Source organism: Glutamicibacter sp. AGC46 (assembly GCF_053543715.1).
On sequence record NZ_JBLVOJ010000025.1, the window covers coordinates 649,938 to 671,782 of the forward strand.

Consider the following 21,845-nt stretch of genomic DNA (forward strand, 5'->3'; position numbering starts at 1 on the left):
ATCAGGTACCCCGCCGGTGCCGGAAGCGCGAAGGCTTGCGCACCAGCACCAGCCCGGTCGCTCCGACTCGCACAGCGTTCAGCTCCTGCAGGGCATCGGCAACCTGTCGGTAGGTGGTTCGCCGTTCACGTCCGGTGAGGATCACGCAATCGCTGTGCAGGGCCACTGCGGTGGCGTCCACCGGCTGGCCCTCCATGCTGGCTACGAAGATCACTACATCGAAATCTTCTTCGAGGGAAGCGATCAAGCTGTCCAATCCGGCGAACACATCGAAACGGCGCAGCGTTTCAGGTTGCGGTCCGGCAGGGAGGTAGCCCATCGGCACCGATTTGATATGCGTGAGCGCATCATGCAGCTCGCTGGTGCCAGCGAGCACTTGGGCCAGGCCCTTTCCACTTGCCTCGTCGCGGCGCAGCGGCTCCAGTTGGCGGTCGGCCTGCACGATCACCGAGCGCTTGCCCATGGCCGCCAGGGTCTGGGCGAGCTGCTGCCCATCGAGAACCGCATCGGCACGGGTACTGAGCACCAGGATGCGTTGCGGCAGGCGCCCGTCATTGGCCATCAGCAGGTTCGATACCAGCTGGCGGTAACCGACCTGGATGCCGGTCGGGTTGGCACGGGCTCCGTCCTTGGACCGGGCCGTCACGGTGCCCAGCACGCGCATGCGCAATTGCCGTTCGGCGTCGCGGCCGCGCAGGATCCTCGGATCCAACTTGTGCAGCGCCAGAGCCAGCAGCAATCCCAAGCTGGCTCCCGAAACCAGGCCCAGGGCCAGATTCACGGATTTGCGAGGCGCGGTGGCGTACTGCGGTGCCGCGGCCGGCACGGACAGCTCCGCTTTGACTTCGAGCTTCTTGGGATCGGTGTTCTCCAGTTTCTGGATGGACTCCGCCAGCAACCCGGCAGCCGTATTGGCGATGTCCGCGGCCTGCTGGGCCTCCGGGGCCTTCGCCGTCACGGCCAGCAGCACGGTATCGACCGGATTGGTGGCGTTCACATTGGATTTGACGTCCTGGAAACTGCGATCCAGATCAAGCTCGCGGATCACCTGGTTGATCAGCTGCGGATCATTGACCAGCTGCGGGTAGGACCCCACTCGCTGCAGCGCGAACTGGCCACGGGCATAGGCCGTATCCTGGCTGGAATTGACGCTGACGAACAAGGTCGACTTCGCGGTGTAGACCGGGGTCATCCCCAGGGTGATGGCGATGGAGGCGAGTATCCCGGCAAGGGTGCTGGCCGCGATCCACCACATGCGGGTTCGCAGCACGAAGAGGAAATCACTCAGATCCATGCCTGCCGCCTCCCGATGCGCATGCTGTCCCCAGCCCAATTCCGGTGCAGCTGGCCAGGTGCGATGTTCTTGGTAATCAAGCGCTTTGGCCAAGGCCCTTCACCTCCCGGTACCACTTGCCCAGGGCCAGCGCCAGGAAGCCTGCGTTGGCCAGCAGCAGCAGGACATACACCGGAATGAACACCGATGGCAGCCACAGCGTCAGGAAGGCCAGACAGATCAGGCCGAAGTCGGTAGGCACGACGGCCAATGAATACAGGGCCGAGCTCTTGCCCTGGCCCTGCAGGTAGTGCCCTGTTCTCCCGGAGTTCAGCCGGCGCAGCTGATCGGTGAGGATCATGGAGAAGAACAGGCTGCAGGCCACGACTTGGTAGGCAATGGGCACCAGGTACCAGGCGCCTTCTACCGGGTAGAACCGGTACCACGAGATCAGCACCATCGCGTGCAGGGCGGCGGTCTTGATCGCATCGACAATATGGTCCAGCCATTCGCCGGCAGCGGATCCGGAACCTTGGAGACGGGCCAGCTGCCCATCAGCAGAATCCAGCGCGTAGCCGAGCACCAGCAAAGCCGTGATCAGCAGCGAAGAGCCGAAGGACGGTTCCAGCAGCGCGATCACCGCCAGTCCGCCAGCCGTGCATAGTGCGCTGATGCCGGTGACGCCATTGGGCGTTAGCCGAAGCAGATAGGCTAGTGCCGCCAGCCGGCGGCCCAGTGGCCTGTTGACGAAGCGCGAGTAGGCTGGCGCTCCCTTATTGGTTTTCTGCCGCTGGCGCAGTTCTGCGACTGCCCAACGGTATCCTTGTTGTTCTTGCAGCATGTGAGTCCTCCCCAGTGAACTCTTATGTGCTTGCGGCCGCGATCGGCCGCAAGCGCCCCCGATATTCAGCCCTGTCCCCAAGCACCGCATTTGTGCAGCGCATCCCCAGGGGACAACCCAAGCTGAGTACAATCTAGTTCATTTCCCGTGTTCTATCCATCGAATGCCCATTCCTAGGCGAAGCCGCTGAGCCAGCGCTCGCGATTCGCACCGCATTGGCGCAACGAACCGCGAACGCCCGGACTCATTCGGCGATTTCCCGCACCTCCAGATCATCGAACCCGCCGTTGACCGGCGCGTTACCCGCCGAGCCGGAGAGGTAGACCGACAACCCCAAACGGCCTTCGGCCTGCAGTGCGGCGGTGGAGTCGGTGGCGTTGAGCTGCCAGTTCACCGGCTCATCCTGGCCTTGGTTGTAGGCCTTGGCCCGCAAGCTGGTGGAGCTGCTGCCCTGAGCCTGCAAACGCAGCCACACGGCCTTGCCCGGCGAACCGTCTACCTGGCCGATGACGGTCTCGGCGCTCAACGCACTGACGCTGCCGGAGACAACCTTCTCCAGGGTCACCGCCACCGAGCCGTTGGACAGGAACCTGACCTTGGCGCGGTACGCCCCGACGCCAGGAATATCCCGGATGGTCACCGTCTGGTAGATGCCTCCGCCGGTGGCAGCCTTGTCGCGGCTGAGCTTGATGCGCATGTCGCCTTCCCGTACCGTGGCTGGCAGCCACGACAGCGGTCCACTGCCGGCGGAGGACATGCGGATCGTTCCGGTGCCTCCGGCCACGCTGAAGTTGGACGATGAGCCTTGCCGCGTCCAGGTTCCCCCGGTATCGGCGTCACCCCAGCCATCGGAAACGGTGCGTCCAAATGCATCTGAAACCAGCAGGGCCGGTTCGGCGACGACCGCGACCTGCACTTGCTGGACCAGCTCGGCACTTGCGCCGTCCTCGTCGGTGACCACCAGCTTGATCGGATAGCCGCCTGGCTCGGCGTACTCATGGGAGGCATTCTGGCCGCTGGCGGTGTTACCGTCTCCGAAATCCCATGCGTAAGTGGCAATCTGGCCATCAGCATCACTGGAGGCGGCGCCATCGACCTGGACTTCAAGTCCGTTCACTTCCAGGGCGAAGGCCACCACCGGTGCCGAATTCTGGACATCCACTTCGGTTTCAGTGCGTGATTCCAGCCCGTTCCCATCGCTGACCGTCAGGGTGACCGTGTACCGGCCGTCCTCGGCGTAGCGATGCTGCGCAGTTTTTCCCAGAGCGTTCTGCCCATCGCCGAAGTCCCACTGGTATCCGGTAATCGGCGTATCCCCGGCCGTGCTGCCCGAGGCATCGACGCCCAGTGCGAGTCCGCGGACCGAGGTGCTGAACTGCGCCTGCGGACCTTGGGCGGCGGCAACCGTGGCCACCTGGCTGATGGTGCTTTCCCGCTCTCCTGCCTGGACGGTCAGCGTCACCGAGTAGGTGCCGGCCGACTCGTAGCTGTGGCTGGCCGCCACTCCGCTGGCCTGGGTTCCATCGCCGAACTCCCACAGGTACCCGGTGATCTCCCCGCCGGCTGCCGGAGGCAGCGAATCGGAGGCGTCCACGGTAATCGCGAGCTCATCGGCTTCCCAGGTGAAGGCCGCGGTCGGATCCAGCTCGGCCGGGTCCTGCACGGTGACTTCGCTGGAAGCGGTGCCGGTGGCGCCCTCGTTGTCGGTGACGGTCAGGGTCACGGTCTTGGTGCCGCTGCTCGAGTACTGGTGCATGGCTTCGGCCCCGGTCCCGGTGGTCCCGTCGCCGAAGTCCCATTCCCAGGACACGATCTGCCCATCGGCATCCTGCGATGGTGCGGCGGTGAAGACGGCGGCCAGTCCGTCGACGGTGGATTCGAAGGCAGCGTCCGGTGCCGTGTTCGGCACCTTCACTTGCACCGAATTCGCCACCGTGCCGGTGGCCCCGTGCTCATCGGCGACCACGAGGGTGACCTCGTAGGTTCCCGGTTCCGCGTATTCGTGGGCGGCTTCGGCCCCGGTGGCCTCGGTCCCGTCGCCGAAGTCCCAGGCGTAGTCCAGTTCCCCGCCCTCGGGGTCTGCTGAACCAGATCCGTAGACTTGGATGCCCAGGCCGTCAACAACCACTTCCATGGCCGCGAGCGGAGCGGAGTTTTCCACCGTCAGGATGCTCTGCGCCTGGGCGGTGGCCCCAGCGCTGTCTGTCACCGTCAGGGTCACCGTGTACTCTCCGCCTGCGCCATAGGCATGCTCCACGTCCTGGCCGGAGGCCTTCTGGCTGCCATCGCCGAAGTCCCATTCGTAGGACAGCTCTCCTTGTTCCGGATCCTCGGATCCGGAACCGCTCAGGCTTACCTTCAAACCGGTCTGTTCGCTGGCTATCGCGGCCACCGGCGGCTGGTTGACCGCCTTGGCCTCGACCTGCTGCGTCTTCGTGGCAGTGCCACCGCGGTCATCGGTAATGGTCAGCACCACCGTGTAGGTGCCGGCCTGGGCGTATTCATGAAGCACTCCTTCGGTCTGCACGGTGGTGCTTTGCCCGTCGCCGAAGTCCCAGGCGTAGCTGGCGATGGTGCCGTCGGCATCGGTTGATCCGCTGGCCTCGAAGGCCACCGCCAGACCTTGGCTGGTGCTGGTGAAGTCGGCCAGCGGATCCTGGTTCGGCTCGCCGGCAATCCCGTAGTGCTCATTGACCTCGGCTTGGCTCAGTGCCCTGGCGTAGACGGCGGCCTCATCGATTTCGCCATCGAACCATGCGGAGCTGGCTCCGGACCATACCCGGTCCCCGCCAATGCGCCAGTAGCCGTTGAACGGCTCGGCCGCGGTTTGCGGGTTGGTGCCGGTGAGCGCGCCATCGACGTACAGCTTCATGCCCTCGCCGGACAACGTGGCAACCAGATGATGCCAGTCACCGTCGTTGTAGGCCCGGCCGGTGGTGACCAGATTTTCAGCTCCGGTGTAGACGCCGAAGACCAAGGTGCCGTCATTGCGCATGTAGACATGCCGGTCGTAGCTGGAGGACAGGCCGCTGGCCGCATTGCCGAAACCGATGATCTTGCCTCCATTGCCCGTGGTTGTCCGGAACCAGGCCTCGGTGGAGAACACTGTCGGGTTCTGCACCGCCCGGTTCGAGACCACCGCGGCATCGGACTCCCCGAAGCCCAGCGATGTGCCGTGGCCGATGGCGGAATCTTCTGCGTAGCGGACCGGGCCGTTGATGGTTCCGTCGTTTCGGGCGATGGTGCTGTCCGTGGCCACGTTGCCCCCGGTTTCATCCAGGCGCCAGTACATCTGCGGTTCATCGCCGTAGACCACGATGCCGTAGGCATCGGCTGGAGGCTCGGGAATGTCCGCAGTGCGCCCGGTGGATTGGAAGAGCTGCAGCACGGTGGCTGCGTCAATCTGCTCGTTGAAGATCGCCACCTCGTCCAGCTCGCCGTTGAAGGCCTTGCTCGACGGCTGGTTCGGCCAGCCGTTGAGGTTGTCCCCGCCGATGCGCCACATGCCGGAGTAGGCCTGGCCGCTGCTGGCATCGGTGCGTTCGGCGACCTTCAGCCCGTCAACGTACAGGTGCATTCCGGCTTGGCCCAGTGTTGCGGTGAGCTGGTGCCACTGCCCGTCGTTGTAGCTCGCCGAGGAACTGACCGTTGCCGCCCACCCCAGCCATGTGCCAAAGTGCAAGCGTCCGGAATTGTCCATCCAGGCATGGCGGTCGTAGCTACCGGAGTCGCCGGTGGCCGAGCTGCCATAGCCGATCAGCTTGCCGCCCTGGTCGCTCTCGGTCTTGAACCACAGCTGGGTGGTGAAGGTGTCCGGCGCGGTCGCGGCATTTCGGCTCGCCAGCGACTGCCCGCTGAATCCGCTGGCATCATCGTCGCTGATCGCACCGGGCAGGCCGCGCTGCAGGGCCGCGCTGGCGTCGGCATCGACGAAGCCGATGTTGTCAAAGGCTACGCTGCCATCGGATTCGTTCAGTGGATAGTAGATATCCGCGCCGGTCTCTCGCAGGACCTGCGTATACGGACTCTCGGCGCTGTTGCTGACGGTCACCGGATCCGAGCGCGGACCGATGTAGTTATTGCCCCACGGGTCCGAGACGCGTACCCGGTAGGTGTGGGTGCTGCCCGGAGCCACGCTGTCATCGCGGAAGCCCAGCGACTGCTTTTTCCACCAGATGGAGGACACGTCCTGGCTGTCGATGGCGGTGAGCGAATTATCGCGCAGCAGCTCGTAGGTGAGCGTTTCGTCATCGATATCCCAGGTAGTCGGCCAGGCCACGCGCACGGAACCGCTGCGTTGGGAAATCGCCGACGGCTTCAGCTCCGCGGTGTACTCGGGCCGTATCGAATTCGACGACAGCGACCGCTTGGGGAAGACAGCCAAGCCCTGCTGGTTGGTGTTGTTCAACCTGGTGAACTCGCCGCCGAGAACCAGGTAGTCCCCGTTATTATCCATGGCCCAGCCACCTTGGTACTGCCCGGTGTAGGTACCGGTATTGATCGAGGGATACCAGTGCAGCAAGGTCGGGATTGGCTGGTTGCGCACCAGCGAATTATTCGACGGCGCAGTGGCATCCGTACCGGTGGCGAAGGCAGTCTCCGCCAGCGCGCGCTTCCAGATCATCGGATTCTCCTCGGGGAACCCGTTGACCGACGAGCAGTCGTGGGCGTGCGGGGTCGAGTAGACCACGTCGCCCATGATGCTGATCGATGAGGTCGATCCATAGCAATTATCGAGCCAGATCAGGTCTCCGGTGGCGTAATCGGCGGCAAATCGGCCGTCGAACCAGTGCCAGCCCATGCCGTTGTTCGCCGCGTAGATGACGCCGTTTTCCAGTTTCAGGTCCGCGACCCATGCACGGGCATTGTCATCGATCCGCGCCGGGACCGGAGTGGAGCTCCATGCCGCCTGCTGGCCGGTGGTCTCATTCACGGCGCCGATGCCGACCTTGGGCTCGTTGTTGATCGTCTGGAAGCGTCCGCCAATGACCACGCGGTCGCTCTGGTCGGTGGCGATGATGCCGTGGACGATATCATCGGTGGCCGGTGCCCACGCCTGAAGTTCCGCGTTGGCGCGGTTCAGCTTGGCGACATTGCGCCGGGTCTGGTTGGCCACGGAGTTGAAGGAGCCGCCCAGGTAGACAGCGTCGCTGGTCACTGCAAGGGTTTCCACAGACCCGCCCACGCTGGCGGAGAAGGAAGTCAGCGCCCCGTTGGAAGTGGTGAATTCAGCGATCTTGCTGCGGGCTTGGCCGCTGACGGCGGTGAACTGTCCACCTGCGTAGAAACGGCTTCCATCCGGAGAGAACTCGATATCCATGACTGGAGCGTTGAAGTTCGGGTTCCAGGGCAGGATCTGCCCGTTGGTGATGTTGAAGGCCATGGCGTTATTGCGAACCACTTCCCCGGCGCCGCCAGGATTCGCACCGCTTGGCCGTACCCGGGTGAATGAACCGACCACATAAGCCACATTCCCGCGCACACGCAGGTCCCAAGCCACCCCGTTCAGCTGCGGGGTAGGAAGATGATTTGCGCTGACCGTCTCGGGCAGCTCGATTTCCTCTTCGCCAGCGGCTGTCGCCGGAATTGCGCTCAGGCCGGCAATGACCAGCACAGCCGCGGCGACCGAAGCCAGCACCCGTGTGAATCGCCGCACGGGTGTGCGCCGGCCTGCCGTTATCTGCTGCTCTTCCATGTCCATTCCGTTCATTGTTGATACCGGGGCTTTGCCAAGTCAGCGCTGCTGGGCGAATCGGCCCGCTGGTTGCCCCTGCCGGGGCAAGTGCACGGCAACCGATTTCTGCAGCCACCGCCGCATGGCCAAGCCGCCGGCCAAGGCACCAGCGGCGGCGGCCCACGGAACCAGCCGGTAGTCCGAAGTGAATACCAGGACCGAGGCAATCAGCACCACGGACAGGATGCTGTCCATGAACCTGATAGCAAATATCGGCCGTGCATTCTCGTGTACCGCAGCCAGCAGGCCATACGGCGTGGATGCCGCCACCGCGCTGGCATACGCCAGCCACCCGGTAACAGCAAGACCTGACGGGCGGATGCCCGTCAGCAGAGGTCCGCCCCAAGGCAGCAGCACCAGCCCAATGGCCGCGCAGCCTGCGGTGGCCAGCAAAAGCTTGAGCACCACCGAATCAGTGTTCTTCAGCTGGCGCCAAGGACCGGCATCTCGGTCGCGGGCCAGTGACGCAAACAGGTAGGCACAGGTGCCGGTGACCAGCAGCATCGCAGGAGCAGCATAAAGCCTAGCCGCCTCCAGCGCGCCGGCTGCGGCCAGGCCGATCAAGGCGGTGACGAGCACGCGCATCACGGTCAGCTGGGCCGGGCGCAGTCCTTGCAGGGCAGAGCGCCAGATTCCGAATCTGGCCACAGCCCGGATTTGCGCCGGACGGTGGGCCGGCGTTTTTTCGCTGTTTGGCAGGCGCAGCCAACCGAAGGCGGTTCCGGCGCATTGCCCGGCCAGGACCGCCAAGAAGAACGCTTCCAGCGTCAAGGTGGAAAAGACGCCGAATCCCAGCAGCACCATGCTGGTGGTTCCCAATACCACCAGGTCCACCGCGATCAGCTTTCCGAAGCTGAGGATCACCATGTAACTGCGCCGAACCAGCTCTTCAGCGACGTAGGCAACCACTGCCAGGCCGTAGAGCACAGCTCCGAGCAAGCCCAGCTCGGTACCCGCCCAGCAAAGCAACGCTCCTATGGCCCCCAGGGACAGGGCCAGCAACGCGAGCCAGAAGCGCAGTCCGGCCCGCACATGCGGATCATGCCGGTCCAGTACCGTCAACGAGTCGCCGACAAAGCCGGAGATGATGGCGGCTGCAAGGATCAGCGCTCCGTAAAGCGTCGAAATGAGGCCCAGCGCCTCCAGCCCGAGAAGCTTGGCGGCCAGCATCAGCACAATCAGGCTCGTCAGGGACTGGATTGCCTGTGCCGTGGAAGATGAAGCTACACCGGCAACCTTGTTCAGCAGGGTTCTGGCTAGAGTCATTTCTTCTCTGCCTTCAACGTGAACAACCCTGGAGCGTGCTGGTTGTCCAGATCCACCTGCACCTTTGCCACGGCTCCGGCATCTTGGACGATGAAGGCGTAGTGGGCGCTGGCCTGCTTTCCTGCCTCGATCGTGCCAGAGAAGTCATAGGCCTCGACCTCGCCGTATAGCGGCAGTGCTGCCTGCTGGCCCTTGCCCGGCACGAGGTTAATGATCACACTGGAGATGTCCAGTTCCTCACCGGATCCATTGCTAATCCGGACCTCGTACACCCGGTATTTCGCTCCGGTGAAATAGCCTGGTCCCTCGCTTTTCACGATGCCATTGCCGATCGCGGCAACCGTGACGTTGATGCCGTCCCGATAGCTGGCTTGTGTCGCATCCTTCATATTCGCCGGCATGCGGTCTGCGGCCCTGACTGCTTCACCGGATCGCTTCACCACCGGCAGCTTTCCATCGCCGGCTTCGAAGGCTATCCCGCTGTAGTCCGCTGGCTTCTCTACTTCGGGTGCTGGCTCGTCGCTGGGCACTTTGGTAGCTTCCAGCTGCGGCGCACTGTCTTCCGGTGCCTTCGTCGGATTGGCCTGCGGCTTCCCAGTTGGCGGTGCGTACGGTGATGGTGCTTGTTCTTGCGGCGCCGCATTGTCCAGCTCGTTCGCCTGGGGCGCAGCTGAAGTGCACGCTGCAAGCAAGAAGATCGATGAGCAGAGCATCCCCAGCGTTGCCAGAATTCTTATCCGTCCGGCGGGTTTCGTGGCAAAGGAGTCGGCGGCAGCTGGGGGGCAAGTCGTGTTTTCGCGCGACTGACATGCCGCCGACTCCGCCTCATGAGCCCACCCGGAACTCGCAAGCGGGAATTCTCCCGCGCAGGAAATCGGATGGACTGGTTGATGCGCATCCGGCGGTGTCCCGCCAGAGCAATTCTTGTTGATAGCCCGAGTGCTTCCAGGCTCATGTGCTCGCAACGAACGCATTTTCTGATCCCCCACAGAATCCGTACTGCTTTGTTTTCGAACATTGGTTGCGCTTGGCACCCGATGAGAGGTGGCGCATGCTTGCGGATCCTGGCTGCAAATTGATGCGGCCCGATATCTTCTTGTCCCAGTGGCCCTGCCACGGCGTGCCCGCGGGCACGCTGCAAGTTCTCATCCTGGCTCCTAGTAGGCACCGTCGGGCTTGATCATGACCTGGAAGGTACGCCAGATCAACCGCAAATCGCTGAGCACGGTCCAGTTCTCTGCGTAGTACAGATCCAGCCGCACGCTTTCCTTCCACTCCAGGTTTGACCGTCCGGAGACCTGCCAAAGTCCGGTCACCCCCGGCTTCAGCAGCAACCTGCGGCGGGCGTGGCCATCATAGGTTTCCACTTCGGCGAACAGCGCCGGACGGGGTCCGACCACCGACATGTCCCCGCGCAGGACGTTGAGGAACTGCGGCAGCTCATCCAATGAATGCTTGCGCAGCCAGTTGCCGCACCGGGTGACCCTCGGGTCGTCTTTCAATTTGAACAGCGGCCCTGCCCCTTCATTCAGCTTTTGCAGGGCGGCCAATTGCGCTTCGGCATCTTGGACCATGGTGCGGAATTTGATCATCTTGAAGGGGCGGCCGTCCTGTCCGGCCCTTTCTTGGAGGAAGAAGATCTTCCCCGGGCCCTCGCGCCGGATCAGCAAGGCGATCACCAGGAAAACCGGTGACAAGGCCAGCAAGGCGAGCAGCGAGAAGACGATGTCGAAGCCGCGCTTGCAGAGGTATCGCGCTCCGGTGAACTTTGCCAGTTCCACATGCAGCAGCGGCATCCCATCCACGGGGCTGGTCCGCACGCGGCGGCTGGCAACCCCGATGATCGAGGAGGCCACGATGAGCCTGGTCCCGGTGCCCTCAAGCCGCCAGCCCAGTTGCTGCAAGGCTTCATTGCCACCGGGCAATGGTCCGGCCACGATCACCGAATCAGCATGCAACCGCTGGATTTCCTGCTCGATGGCGCCGGTGTCGTAGGCCAGAGGAAGGGTCGGATCGGTTTTGCGGATATCGCGTTCGGCTTCCGGATCCGCCGCGCCGTCCATCAGCGCGCCAACAACCCGGTAGGCGGGCCCGGATTTCTTGGAAATCTGGCGAACGGCGTACGGGACGTCGGTGGGCTGGCCGTAGATCAGCACATTGCTCAAGGCGTAGCCGCTTCGACTGCGCCAGCTCAGCCACTGGCGACAGGTCCACCTGCTCAGCAGCAGTGCGGGCAGTCCCAGCGGCAAAGAGAGGACCAGGAAAATTTTCAGGCTGTCTTGGCCGGTGAGCACGATAAGTACCCCCATGAAGCCCGACAGTGCCAGCCCCGAATAGACCATGATCCTGTATTCCTGCATCCCCACGGCAACACTTCCCAGCCGGTGGGCCTTGAAGGATAGCAAGCTGGCCATCCAGGCGAAAGTGAGCAGCAACCCGGCCAGCGCGTAGTAATGCGTGCTGTCCGCAATGAACTGCGGCATCTGCGAGCTCTGGAATTGCGTGATTGCCGGCAAGGAGCTCACCAAGGAAATGACCAGCAGATCAGTGCCGTAAAGCCGACGCAGATAAGCGCGGCCCCGGGCACTGGCGGTACCGGTTTCCTGATTTGTCCTTGGAGGTGCGAACGTCCAGGTGCCGAGAGAAGATACCCGATCTTCGCGCAGCTTGCTGCTAATTTGCGACATGTCTTGTTCCCACCCTGGCTAGCGATTCGACGCAGCAAGGGTGGTCGCAGACCGGCAACACAACGTCAATCATCTGTATTCCCCCAAGAAATAAGCGAGTTCCCCAATACACATGGCAATCGCGCTGTCCCACCAGCCCGGCTGCCGTTCTCGACCTTGAGCCTATGATGCGAATGCATCCGATGCACGAGTGGAAGAACACTCAAAAGATGGCCTGCATATCCTTCAAATACTCACACGGCACTTGGTTCATACTCGCTCGCTACTTGGAAGGAAGTTTCCGGGCATGGAAAAACCCTGCACCGGCGCAGAGGGGTTGCCGATACAGGGCCTTTTCGGGAAGGGACCGGCGGTAGCGCTGGGGGTAATCCTCGCGGATTCGCTGGCCGCCGGCCCCGTTTCAGGGAAGAGCTTCGCCGCCACGGCACCGACCGCGCACCCTACGGATAGGCACTCGTTCGCAAAAGAACGCCTGCGTAAGTCTCCAGCTCCCGCAAATCACATTACCCACCTGTGCTGGGCCGGGCACGGGTGGTACCTACTCCAAGTTTGCGCAAACCGGCACGTGCTACCTGCCGGTTGTACCCGCTTCAAGCCCTGCGTGATCCAATTCCGCGCGCTCGGTAATCCCCAACTTCGAAAATACCCGGTAGAGATGCCCCTCCACCGTGCGCTGCGAGACCGTCAAGGTCCGGGCAATCTGCGCGTTATTCAATCCCTGCCGGGCCAAACCGACGATTTCCGCTTCCCGGGCGGTCAATTCGGTCAGCGCCAGGACACGGGCGATGTACTTTCCCGGGTCCATCCCCTGTTGGTCGATCAGTTGGGCGGCCCGGCGCAGCAAGGCGCCGCAGCGCCGCTGGTCCCCGGACTGGGCGTAGCGTTCGGCCGCCCGGGCCCAGGCCTCGATCACCACCAGGTATTCTTTCTTGGCCAGGGCGTCCTGGGCCAGCTGCTCCAGCGGCTCGCCAAGCTCTGAGCCTCGCAAGTCCATCAGGCGCGCCAAAAACGCCGCTCGCGATCCCTGCTGCCCCGCAGCCAAGGCACGCAGTCTTTCACCCATCTGGGATTCGGCCAGCTCCTGGTCCCCCAGCTGCCGGGTCATGCTGAAAAGGAATTCGCGTTCCACCAGCGGGAAGCACTCCAGCGACTCACCCGGATACGGATGGCCCAGTCCCGCTGCGAAGGCCCGTGCGAAGATGCGCTGCTTCGACGACTCCTCGCCCAGTTGTCCGTTCAGCGAAATCGTACCGCTGGAACTGAAGGACTCGGGCCCGGTGACCAGGGCTTCAGGCACCGGAAAGCCCAACCGGGCCAGCAGCAGCCGGTACAGATTACTGGCCAAGGCCAGCAGTTGAGTGGTGTCCGCAATCTGCAGTTCCGTCACGGCCTCGGCCATTTTGGCCATGGCGAGCTGTACTCTGCCTTGCAGCAGGTGGCTGACGCCGTCGAGCAGCGAGATTGCCCCCTGGTAGTACTGGATGGAACGGAGCCGGGCATGGCGGTAGGAGTCGATGAATGCCGCGGCGCGCTCGTATTGTCCCAAGAACAGCAGGTTCCAGCCAATGCGGAAGAACACCCGGACCTCGTACATGGCCTGCGGGGCCGGGTTCTCCTTGAGGTCTTGCAAAGCCGGTTCCATCAGATCCAAGGCCTGCTGGCACCGGCCGGCGGACGTGTGCAGGTCGCTGAGCACCATCATGCCGATGAAGCGCACCTGCGCGGGCAGCAGCCGGTCCTCCAGGAATTCTTGCAGCTCGGAAACGCTCGGCAGTGGACCGCGGGCGGTATTGACCCTGAGCCAGAAATCCAGGACCCTGGCCCCTGCGCTATGCAGGGCCAAGAAGCTGGCTACCTCTTCTGCGTCCGCGTGCCCCAGGGCCCGATGCTTCCAATCGTCCAGGATCCGCCCCAATTCGACGCCATCGGTTCCGATATTCGTGGTGACCTCCAGCAGGTAGGCGTAGGCCTGCCCCAGCAGCGCCAGATCGGTCAGCTGATCGATCAGGCGCAGCAACAGCGCGCGCGCGGCATGGTGCCGCCCCATGCTCAGCAGCATCCGCGCTTCGAGCAGCGCTCCTTGCCCATGATGCCGGGCGAGCTTACCCAGGACGCATAGGCGCAGGGCCAACCCGAAATTCAGTTCCCGAGCGGCCTGCTCGGCCAGATCCAGGACCAACTTCATGGGCACCTGCTTACCGGTTTCCAAGGACCACAGCACCTCGCGGGCGTTTGGCTCTTTTCCCAGCGAGACCGCCGCGGTAACCCACAGGTCATGCAGCTGTGCGATGTCATGTTCGGTGGCCAAGGCGCGGACGATCCGCTGCATCAGCTTGGATTTCAAGACCATTGCCGGGCCTTGCTGCATCAGCTCACCGATTTTCAGCAGCCGTTGGTAAGGCAATCCGCACTGCTCCAGCACTTCTGGGGGCTGCGGGCCAGCCAAAGCCAACAGCAACAGCGACTGCTGCTCCTGAACGGACAGGGTCCGGGTGATTTCCCGGCCCAGCGTCAACATTGGCGTATCGATTTCCGGAAGTGCGCGGGCCACGATCCATACCGGCTCGTGGAGCCCGTGGCTCTGCAGCAACCTGTCATCGTGGAAAAGCGTGCCTTGTTCCAGGCAGGATGCAGCATAGGCTTCAACGAAGCTGGGGTTACCGCCGGTGACCACGTCGATCAGGCTCACCGTGCCCTCGGCGAGCTTGCGTCCGATCACGCCTTCGGCCACCGCGCGCACTCCTTTGCGGTCCAGGCGCTGCAGGGCCATGGTGGTGAAGGATCCCAGCTCGGCCAGCGCGCCCAGCGGGCTATCCGCTTCCAACGACCCGCTGCCCAGGGCCAGCACCTTCACCTCGGCGTTTTCCACCAACAGAGAGAGGATAAAGCAGGACTGCGGGTCCAGGAACTGCGCATCTTCGACGACAACGATATGCGGTTCAAGCTGCCCGCGGCTGGAAAGCAGGCTCCGATTCAATTCGCGCAGCACGCTCACCGGCTCGTCGATGCTCTCCAGGGCCCCAAGATATGGCGACAAGGCACCATGGGCAACAGTGCTCAAGGACGGCGTGCCATACAGCGTCATGACGGGCTCGCCCGCGCCCGAGGAGGCAAGCACTGCCTCCACGAGGCTTGTCTTGCCCACGCCCTGCTCGCCCAGCAGCAAGACGCCGGCGGGACCTGGCCTTTGCAGGATCTGCAGCAGCCGGTTGTATTCAGTTGGCCTGGTCTTGGCAATCAGTTGATGCTGTTTCATCGCAGCCCTGCGGTACGGCGGCTGGTGCGGTCAAGCGCAGTGAGCTCCTGGCGATTTCGGACCTGGAGCTTGGAATATACCTGGTACAGATGCCCCTCCACGGTGCGAATCGAGACGCCATTGAATTTTGCAATTTCCGAATTCGTTTTGCCAGTTATGGCCATCTTGGCGATCTGGGCCTCACGCTTGGTCAACTCGCGCATCCAGCCCGGCTGCTGTTCGATGGCTTCAAACTGCAGCTCGTCGTGCTGCTGGATCTGCGGAGCCGAGGCCCGCTTGCGGCCGTTGACTGTCCGGGAAAGCTTGCGCTGGTCCCTGGCTTCCATTGATGCGACGAACTCGTTGTTCGATGGCACGGACATGAGCAAGTGCCCGGCCTCGACCATGCTGTCCAGAGCCGCTGCCAAGCGCGGCGAGTCCTTGGCCGCCGCCGCGTCTGCGAGCGCCTCCAGATTCTGTCCGACAAGGCCCTCGCAGCGTCTGGCGGCGCTGCGCAGCTGCGGCAGCACCAGCTGGTCTCCCAGCCGCGCGGCGAACCCCAAGGCCAGCGCTTCGAGCAGGGTGTGCTGGCCGCCGCGGGCACGCTGGGCGAAGGTTGCCAGCCGCAGCCTTGCAGCCTGCGGCGAGCCGAATTCGGCCAACGCAAGGCAGGAGAAGACTTCTGCCGCCCAGGAGTAGAAGCTCAGCGGCATCTGCATCGCTCCGGGGGTCCCGTATTCAGGGCATACCAGTACGGATGCCTCCACCCGCCTCCCGGAGCAAGCCAGCGCATAGGCAATGACCGACCCAATCAGCGCTTCGGTTCCCCGGTCTCCGGCCACTTGCATCTGGTGCAGGTTCGGTTCCAGCAGGCGCAAGGCAGCGTCGTAGTCATTGCCCAGTCCCAGCAGGATCCCCCGCATGATGTCCCCGTAGGAAATGAGCAAGGGACTGATGTACTGCCCTTCGGCCAGGCGCTGGGCGCGGGCTGATGCCGCGTTCCAGACTCCGGAGAGCAATTCGGCCTGGAGCAGCTGGAACTCTATGTCTGCTGCGTCCTCGGAATGGAAATTCGAGACCGTCGGGCCGTTGAAGCGGATATTGCGCAGTTCCCCGTCCACGTAACGGACCAGCTTCACGGCATCGGCCTGTCGCGACTGCGCCGCCCAGCTGGCAGCTTGCAACGACAGGGACCGCAGGTGCAATGACTCGCTCATCCAGCCTGACGAAGACAGCAGTGACTCGCTGCTGCCGGCGATGCTCGTTTCTTTGGTCATCTCGGTGCTGAATAAGGTCGCGAACGTGCTGAGCAGTTCCAGTTCCTGGAATGCGATATCCAGGGATTCGCGCGGGCCCGATTCCCTGATGGCCTGGGCCAGTCCCGCCCTGGCCAGGTCGATTGCTTCGAGTCCGTGGGACAACTGGCCGAGCATGGCCAGCGCGCGCACGTGCATTTCCACGATGCCCACCCGGGTGCGCGGGTCAGTTGGCCAGCGTTCGGCGTGATAGCCCTGCTGCTGGAAGTCTTCAGCCACCCTGAGCTGCGATTCGTAGTCGCCAAGGTCGTTCAGGGATTTCAGTTGCGCAAGGATCCGGGCAGCCAATGGGTCCTTGTGCAACTTGGCCAGCAGTTCCACACCGTGAGGGTGAGCCTGATTGCTGGATTCGGCGCGCACGAGCAGGGACAGCAGCGGATTGGATATGCCTACCTTGTAGGCGGCGCCGGGCAGGTACTTGGCCTGGCCACGGTTCAGCAAGCCGTCAAGCTCGCAGGTCAGGCCCGAACGCCGGATGCGGTTGAGTTCCACCGGCCCGCCCAGTGCCAGGGCCCCGAGCAGTTCGCGTTCACCGTCATCGAGCCCATGGACCAGCGAAACGTGCAGGGCCTGCATCGCAGGCCCGGAATCGAGCGCGTTTATCCGCAAGGCCCAGGTACCGTTGTGCTGCAGCAGATGGCCGTCTTCGCGCCAGCTGTGCATCAGCTTGAGCATCAGCGAGCGGTTGCCCCCGGCCAAGTAGCACAGGGTTGCCGAGGCGTAGGCGGAGACCCGCCCTTCCAATTCCTGCTGGACGAAGGCGTAGGTTTCCATGCTGCCCATGCGCTTGACACGCTGGTGCGCCAGCCGGCCCGAACGGTACAAGGCGAACAGGTCCCCAGGAAGATCCTGCACGTGTTCGCAGATCACGAAAAGCTTGATCTTGCCCATCGTGGCCAGCTGGGCGAGCAAGGAGCTGGATTGCTCGTCGATTAATTCAGGCCGCCCGAGGACCACCATCGACGGGCGCCGGTCGGTGCACAGCACCCGACCCAGCTGGTGGATCAGCTCATGGCGGGTCGAAGCGCCCGCCACGTCGACTTGGGCAAGCAGGAATGAAAGCACACCGAAAGGCACTTTCGTGCCGAAGTTGCTTCCGTTAAGCCGAATCAGTTTCGGAGGCTCAGCCATCTGGCCCAGGTCGGTTTCCAACTGCGTCCTTCGACCGCTGCCCGGTGGTCCGGAGACCACAGCTCCGGCGCAATGCGGGTCGTTCAGGACCCTGCCCAAAATGCCTTGCGAAATCCGCGAAAGTTTCGAAGTTGTCTTGCTATCTCCCCGCTGCGCTTGAGCATTGCGAGTGCCCGCCAGCGAGAGAATTCGTGAATATTCCATTATTCAAACCGCCCCAATCGGTTCGTTCCCCCCAAATTAACCGCGAAAGAATCTGTCAGGACTCTTCCTCGTATTTCCCCATCCTAGGACTTAAAGGCACCGAGAACACTGGGTTCGGCAGGATAAATGAAGCTCAGTCACTTTTTCTTCTTTTCCCAGTGATTGCACAGCACTTCGCCTTCACTCGGGAACAACGAGTTAGTCCCCATGACTTTTCTAGTTGACTTGGAATAACTCGCACCTTGGGCAGGATTGCCGAGCCTGGATGAGGGGTTCTGGCCGTTCACCTGCCATTCACTGGGACCACACCCGATATTTACCTACCCGGTTTTTATGGCGTTACGCGATTCTGGCCAAGGAACTGATCCAGCAAGTCGGCTAACGGCTTCGGTGCGAAGCCGGTCGCTTGCAATTTTGCGGTGTCCAGCGTGCTGTTCGCCGGCCGGGGTGCCAACTGCGGCCGGCCCAAGGCATACTCCCGGGTGGAAACCGGCTGCACGGAATCCGGGTCATGGCCGCACAAGGCGAAGACCTCGCGGGCAACCTGGTACCAGCTGGCGGGTTCGCCGCCACCCTGCAGGTGATAGGTCCCCGGGGCGCTGCCGGCATCAATCAAATGCATGATGCCGCGGGCCAGCTCGCTGGCGAAGGTCAACCGGCCGATTTGGTCATCGACCACCCTGGGCGCGATTCCCTGCTCGGCGAGCCGGCGCATGGTGGACACGAAATTGTTGCCCTGCCCGATAACCCAACTGGTGCGCACCACATAGTTTCTGGTGTGGGCCAGCACGGCCTGCTCGCCGGCGGCCTTGCTTTGGCCGTAGACTCCGAGCGGCGCGATCGGATGCAACTCATCAACCTCGCGTTGCGCGCCATCGAACACATAGTCGGTGGACACATGCACCAGCGGCACCCCCCGCTCGGCGCATCGTGACGCCAGCTGGCGCACGGCCACGGCATTGACCTGCCACGCTTCGGCACTGCCCGCAGGGGTTTGCGCCCGGTCCACTGAGGTCATCGCCGCCGCGTTGACCACGTGGCTGCAATTTGCAAGGTCCAGCGATGCCGCGAAGCCCGGGGACTGCAAGTCGGTCTGGGCGCGGGTATACAAAGCGATCCGTTCATCTGACTTCGCCAGCTGGGCGAAGGCACGTCCGAGCTGACCGTTCCCGCCGAGCACCGCAATTTTCTTGGGCTGCACTGGTTTCGCCTGCGCCAGCGGTGGGTGCTCCTTGTCCGCCTGTGAAACTATGGCCTCATCCAAGCTGATGGGCCAGGGGATGTCCAAATCCGGGTCGGCCAGATTGACGTAGCTGTATTCCAACCGGGCTGGCTCGGTCCAGTGCTCGGTGACCAGGTAGGAGTACACGGTATTCGAGGCCAGGGTCTGGAAGGCGTTGGCCACCCCGCGGGGCACGAAGACCGCTTGGCCTTCGCCCACCTGAGCGGTGAACAGCCTGCCGAAACCGTGCCCGGGACGCAGGTCCACCCAGGCGCCGAAGATCTCCCCAGACAGCACCGAAATGTATTTGTCCCATGGCTCGGCGTGCAATCCGCGAGTGGTCCCGCGCTGGCCATTGAAGGAGACATTGTTCTGCACCGGACGGAAGTCCGGCAAACCCGCAGCCACCATTTTCTCCCGCTGCCAGTTCTCCTTGAACCAGCCGCGCTCATCGCGGTGCACCGGCAGGCTGACCACTTTGAGTCCCTGAATCGGGCTGTCCTCTACCCGTAGCTGTGCCGCGCCGCCCATCAGCTGGCAACCTTGAACGCATCGGCCTGCTGCGCATAGCGCTGCTCGGTCTGTGCCTTGGCCGGCTCCCACCAGGAGCGGTGCTGACGGTACCAGCCAATGGCCTGCTCCAGGCCCTGCACCAGGTCGGTGTACCGCGGCTGCCAGCCAAGCTCGGTGCGCAGCACCGTGGAATCGATGGCATAGCGCAGGTCATGGCCGGCCCGGTCGGCCACCGCATCGAAGTCATCGGCTTTCCTGCCCATCAGCTCCAGAATCAGGGCGAGCACTTCGCGGTTGCTCTTCTCTCCGTCCGCACCAATCAAATAGGTGCGCCCGGTCTGGCCCGCTTCCAGAATGAGCTGCACCGCCGAGGAGTGGTCGCTGGCGTGGATCCAATCGCGCACATTTGCTCCATTGCCGTAGAGCTTGGGCCGCAATCCCCCCAGGACGTTGGTGATCTGCCGCGGGATGAACTTCTCCACATGCTGGTACGGCCCGTAGTTGTTCGAGCAGTTGGACAGCGTCGCCTCGATCCCGAAGGAACGGACCCAGGCCTTGACCAGCAGGTCGCTGGAGGCTTTGGTAGCCGAATAAGGGCTGGATGGCTTGTAGGGCGTGGTTTCGGTGAAGCGCTGCGGATCATCGAGTTCCAGGTCTCCATAGACCTCGTCGGTGGAAATATGGTGCAGGCGCACACCGTGGTTGCGCACGGCTTCCAGGAGTTCGAAAGTTCCCAAGACATTGGAATTCACGAAGCTGCGCGGGTCATGCAAGGAATTATCGTTGTGCGTCTCTGCCGCGAAGTGGACCACAGCATCATGCTGCGGCACCAGTTCGTTGACCAACACGTAGTCGCAGATGTCGCCAACAACAAGGTTGACGCGTTTGCTGTCCAAGCCTTCCAGCGACTGCCGGTTGGCGGCGTAGGTCATCTTATCCAATACGGTGATTTCACTGTCGGAATGCGCAATCATATGGTGCACGAAATTTGCCCCAATGAATCCTGCTCCCCCAGTTACAAGGATTCTTTTCATCTCACCAATGTAGCCAGTGGGCACCGCGGCCAAGCAGCTTCCTAGCAATTCTCGAGTATGACTACTCTGACAAGATCGCTGCCCGCTTCATTAGGCTCGATAGCCATGAGGGGAATAATTCTAGCTGGGGGAACCGGGTCTCGTTTGCACCCGATCACGCGAGGCATCTCAAAGCAATTGGTGCCTGTCTTCGACAAGCCGATGATCTACTATCCGCTGACCACGCTTATGCTCGCTGGAATCAGGGACATCCTGGTCATCACGACGCCGCAGGATGAGGGGCAGTTCAAGTCCTTGCTCGGCGATGGCTCGCAGTTCGGCATCACTCTGTCCTATGCCGTGCAAGCCCGGCCTGAAGGCCTGGCCCAAGCGTTCATACTTGGCGCCGAGCACATCGGAGGGGAATCCGTGGCGCTGGTGCTGGGTGACAACATCTTCCATGGACCGGGGTTCGGCACCCAGTTGGGAAGCTACGCCGACCAGACCGGCGCGACGATCTTCGGCTACTGGGTCAAGGATCCCAGGTCCTACGGCGTCGTCGAGTTCGATAGCTCCGGAAGGGCCGTATCGCTGGAAGAGAAGCCGCTGGACCCGAAAAGCCACTACGCTGTTCCGGGATTGTACTTCTACGACAATTCCGTGGTTGGCAAAGCCCGGACATTGCAGCCTTCGGCCCGTGGAGAGCTTGAGATCACCGACATCAACCGCTTGTACCTCGAAGAGGGCAACCTCAACGTCACGGTGCTGGCCCGCGGAACTGCGTGGCTTGATACCGGAACCTTCGATTCGCTCAACGACGCCTCCAACTTCGTGCGCACTGTCGAAGCGCGGCAGGGTTTGAAGATCGGTTCTCCCGAGGAAGTTGCATGGCGCCAGGGGTTCATCTGCGATGACCAGTTGCGCACTTTGGGCCGGGAGTTGGGCAAGAGCGGGTATGGCGATTACTTGCTTCAGCTGGCAGAAAACAGTTTCGTCGATCCCCATCATTCAACGCGTCCTGCCGCTATGCCGGCTATCAGCTGACATTCGAGGGCTTCGCGGCTTCCGGACCCGTTGGCACCCGGAAGCAGTGCGCTGGCTAGCGCGTCGAGCGCAGCGAGAAGAACAGGAAGCCCAAGAACGCGTCGCGTTCACGCAAGGCTTCTGGAATCACGCCTTCGGGCGCATCCTTGGCATACGGCGGCTCCCAAACACGCTCCACCGCGAACCCTGCGGAGATCAGTGCCTTCATGGTTTCATGCAAAGGCCGATGCCAATAGGTCAGTTCGGCAGGCTTCCCCTTGAAAGTCACTTCGTCGGTGTACTGGGTGAGCTGGAAGTAGTCCTTGCCTCGGTGGTTGAACGGGTAGAGAATCGGATGGTTCACCGACATGATGAGCCGGGGGGCCG

The 21,845-nt window shown here is 62.8% G+C and carries 11 protein-coding genes and 1 pseudogene; 1 reads left to right on the forward strand and 11 read right to left on the reverse strand.

The window, feature by feature from the left end; translation table 11 throughout:
• Position 1: 1 nt before the first annotated feature.
• The 10 genes from ACNPM8_RS17935 to rfbB all read right to left on the reverse strand — a co-directional run bounded on the left by ACNPM8_RS17935 (position 2) and on the right by rfbB (position 20,456).
• A complete protein-coding gene (locus tag ACNPM8_RS17935; RefSeq protein ID WP_448940371.1) occupies positions 2-1,387 on the reverse strand; it encodes a Wzz/FepE/Etk N-terminal domain-containing protein in 1,386 nt (461 codons plus the stop codon).
• Positions 1,371-2,114, reverse strand: coding sequence for a CDP-alcohol phosphatidyltransferase family protein (locus ACNPM8_RS17940; RefSeq protein ID WP_105658095.1), 744 nt, complete (start codon positions 2,112-2,114; stop codon positions 1,371-1,373). Before ACNPM8_RS17940 ends, ACNPM8_RS17935 begins: the two co-directional genes overlap by 17 nt.
• 244 nt (positions 2,115-2,358) lie before the next feature.
• Positions 2,359-7,815: a PKD domain-containing protein gene (locus ACNPM8_RS17945; protein ID WP_448940372.1), complete on the reverse strand. Its 5,457-nt coding sequence runs from the start codon at positions 7,813-7,815 to the stop codon at positions 2,359-2,361.
• Positions 7,816-7,848: 33 nt separating this feature from the next.
• On the reverse strand, positions 7,849-9,114 hold the full coding sequence (locus ACNPM8_RS17950) for a hypothetical protein (protein ID WP_448940373.1): 1,266 nt from the start codon (positions 9,112-9,114) through the stop codon (positions 7,849-7,851).
• Positions 9,111-9,644, reverse strand: a complete 534-nt coding sequence (locus ACNPM8_RS17955; RefSeq protein ID WP_448940374.1) for a hypothetical protein — start codon at positions 9,642-9,644, stop codon at positions 9,111-9,113. The genes ACNPM8_RS17950 and ACNPM8_RS17955 overlap by 4 nt, the downstream gene beginning before the upstream one ends.
• Before the next feature lie 627 nt (positions 9,645-10,271).
• Entirely contained in the window at positions 10,272-11,801 is a 1,530-nt protein-coding gene (locus ACNPM8_RS17960) for a sugar transferase (RefSeq protein WP_448940375.1), read from the reverse strand.
• Positions 11,802-12,369: 568 nt separating this feature from the next.
• Complete coding sequence (locus ACNPM8_RS17965; protein WP_448940376.1) at positions 12,370-15,057, reverse strand: LuxR C-terminal-related transcriptional regulator; 2,688 nt, start codon at positions 15,055-15,057, stop codon at positions 12,370-12,372.
• The gene (locus ACNPM8_RS17970; RefSeq protein WP_448940377.1) at positions 15,054-17,504 is read right to left on the reverse strand and encodes a helix-turn-helix transcriptional regulator; all 2,451 of its coding nucleotides are present in this window, start codon (positions 17,502-17,504) and stop codon (positions 15,054-15,056) included. Before ACNPM8_RS17970 ends, ACNPM8_RS17965 begins: the two co-directional genes overlap by 4 nt.
• Before the next feature lie 514 nt (positions 17,505-18,018).
• Positions 18,019-19,440: a dTDP-4-dehydrorhamnose reductase gene (gene rfbD / locus ACNPM8_RS17975; RefSeq protein WP_105661118.1), complete on the reverse strand. Its 1,422-nt coding sequence runs from the start codon at positions 19,438-19,440 to the stop codon at positions 18,019-18,021.
• Positions 19,440-20,456: a dTDP-glucose 4,6-dehydratase gene (gene rfbB / locus ACNPM8_RS17980; protein WP_105658120.1), complete on the reverse strand. Its 1,017-nt coding sequence runs from the start codon at positions 20,454-20,456 to the stop codon at positions 19,440-19,442. The genes rfbD and rfbB overlap by 1 nt, the downstream gene beginning before the upstream one ends.
• 105 nt (positions 20,457-20,561) lie before the next feature.
• Here rfbB and rfbA point away from each other — a divergent pair, with 105 nt between their 5' ends.
• Positions 20,562-21,479: a glucose-1-phosphate thymidylyltransferase RfbA gene (rfbA, locus tag ACNPM8_RS17985; protein WP_332595373.1), complete on the forward strand. Its 918-nt coding sequence runs from the start codon at positions 20,562-20,564 to the stop codon at positions 21,477-21,479.
• Positions 21,480-21,534: 55 nt separating this feature from the next.
• Here rfbA and ACNPM8_RS17990 read toward each other — a convergent pair.
• A pseudogene (locus ACNPM8_RS17990) lies at positions 21,535-21,845 on the reverse strand (SAM-dependent methyltransferase); the annotation flags it as partial.

Excerpts from the sequence above, each read along its gene's own strand:
- rfbB (WP_105658120.1), bottom strand. The coding sequence starts at position 20,456 with ATGAAAAGAATCCTTGTAACTGGGGGAGCAGGATTCATTGGGGCAAAT.
- ACNPM8_RS17960 (WP_448940375.1), bottom strand. The coding sequence starts at position 11,801 with ATGTCGCAAATTAGCAGCAAGCTGCGCGAAGATCGGGTATCTTCTCTC.
- ACNPM8_RS17945 (WP_448940372.1), bottom strand. The coding sequence starts at position 7,815 with ATGGACATGGAAGAGCAGCAGATAACGGCAGGCCGGCGCACACCCGTG.
- ACNPM8_RS17965 (WP_448940376.1), bottom strand. The coding sequence starts at position 15,057 with ATGAAACAGCATCAACTGATTGCCAAGACCAGGCCAACTGAATACAAC.
- ACNPM8_RS17940 (WP_105658095.1), bottom strand. The coding sequence starts at position 2,114 with ATGCTGCAAGAACAACAAGGATACCGTTGGGCAGTCGCAGAACTGCGC.
- rfbA (WP_332595373.1), top strand. The coding sequence starts at position 20,562 with ATGAGGGGAATAATTCTAGCTGGGGGAACCGGGTCTCGTTTGCACCCG.
- ACNPM8_RS17950 (WP_448940373.1), bottom strand. The coding sequence starts at position 9,114 with ATGACTCTAGCCAGAACCCTGCTGAACAAGGTTGCCGGTGTAGCTTCA.
- rfbD (WP_105661118.1), bottom strand. The coding sequence starts at position 19,440 with ATGGGCGGCGCGGCACAGCTACGGGTAGAGGACAGCCCGATTCAGGGA.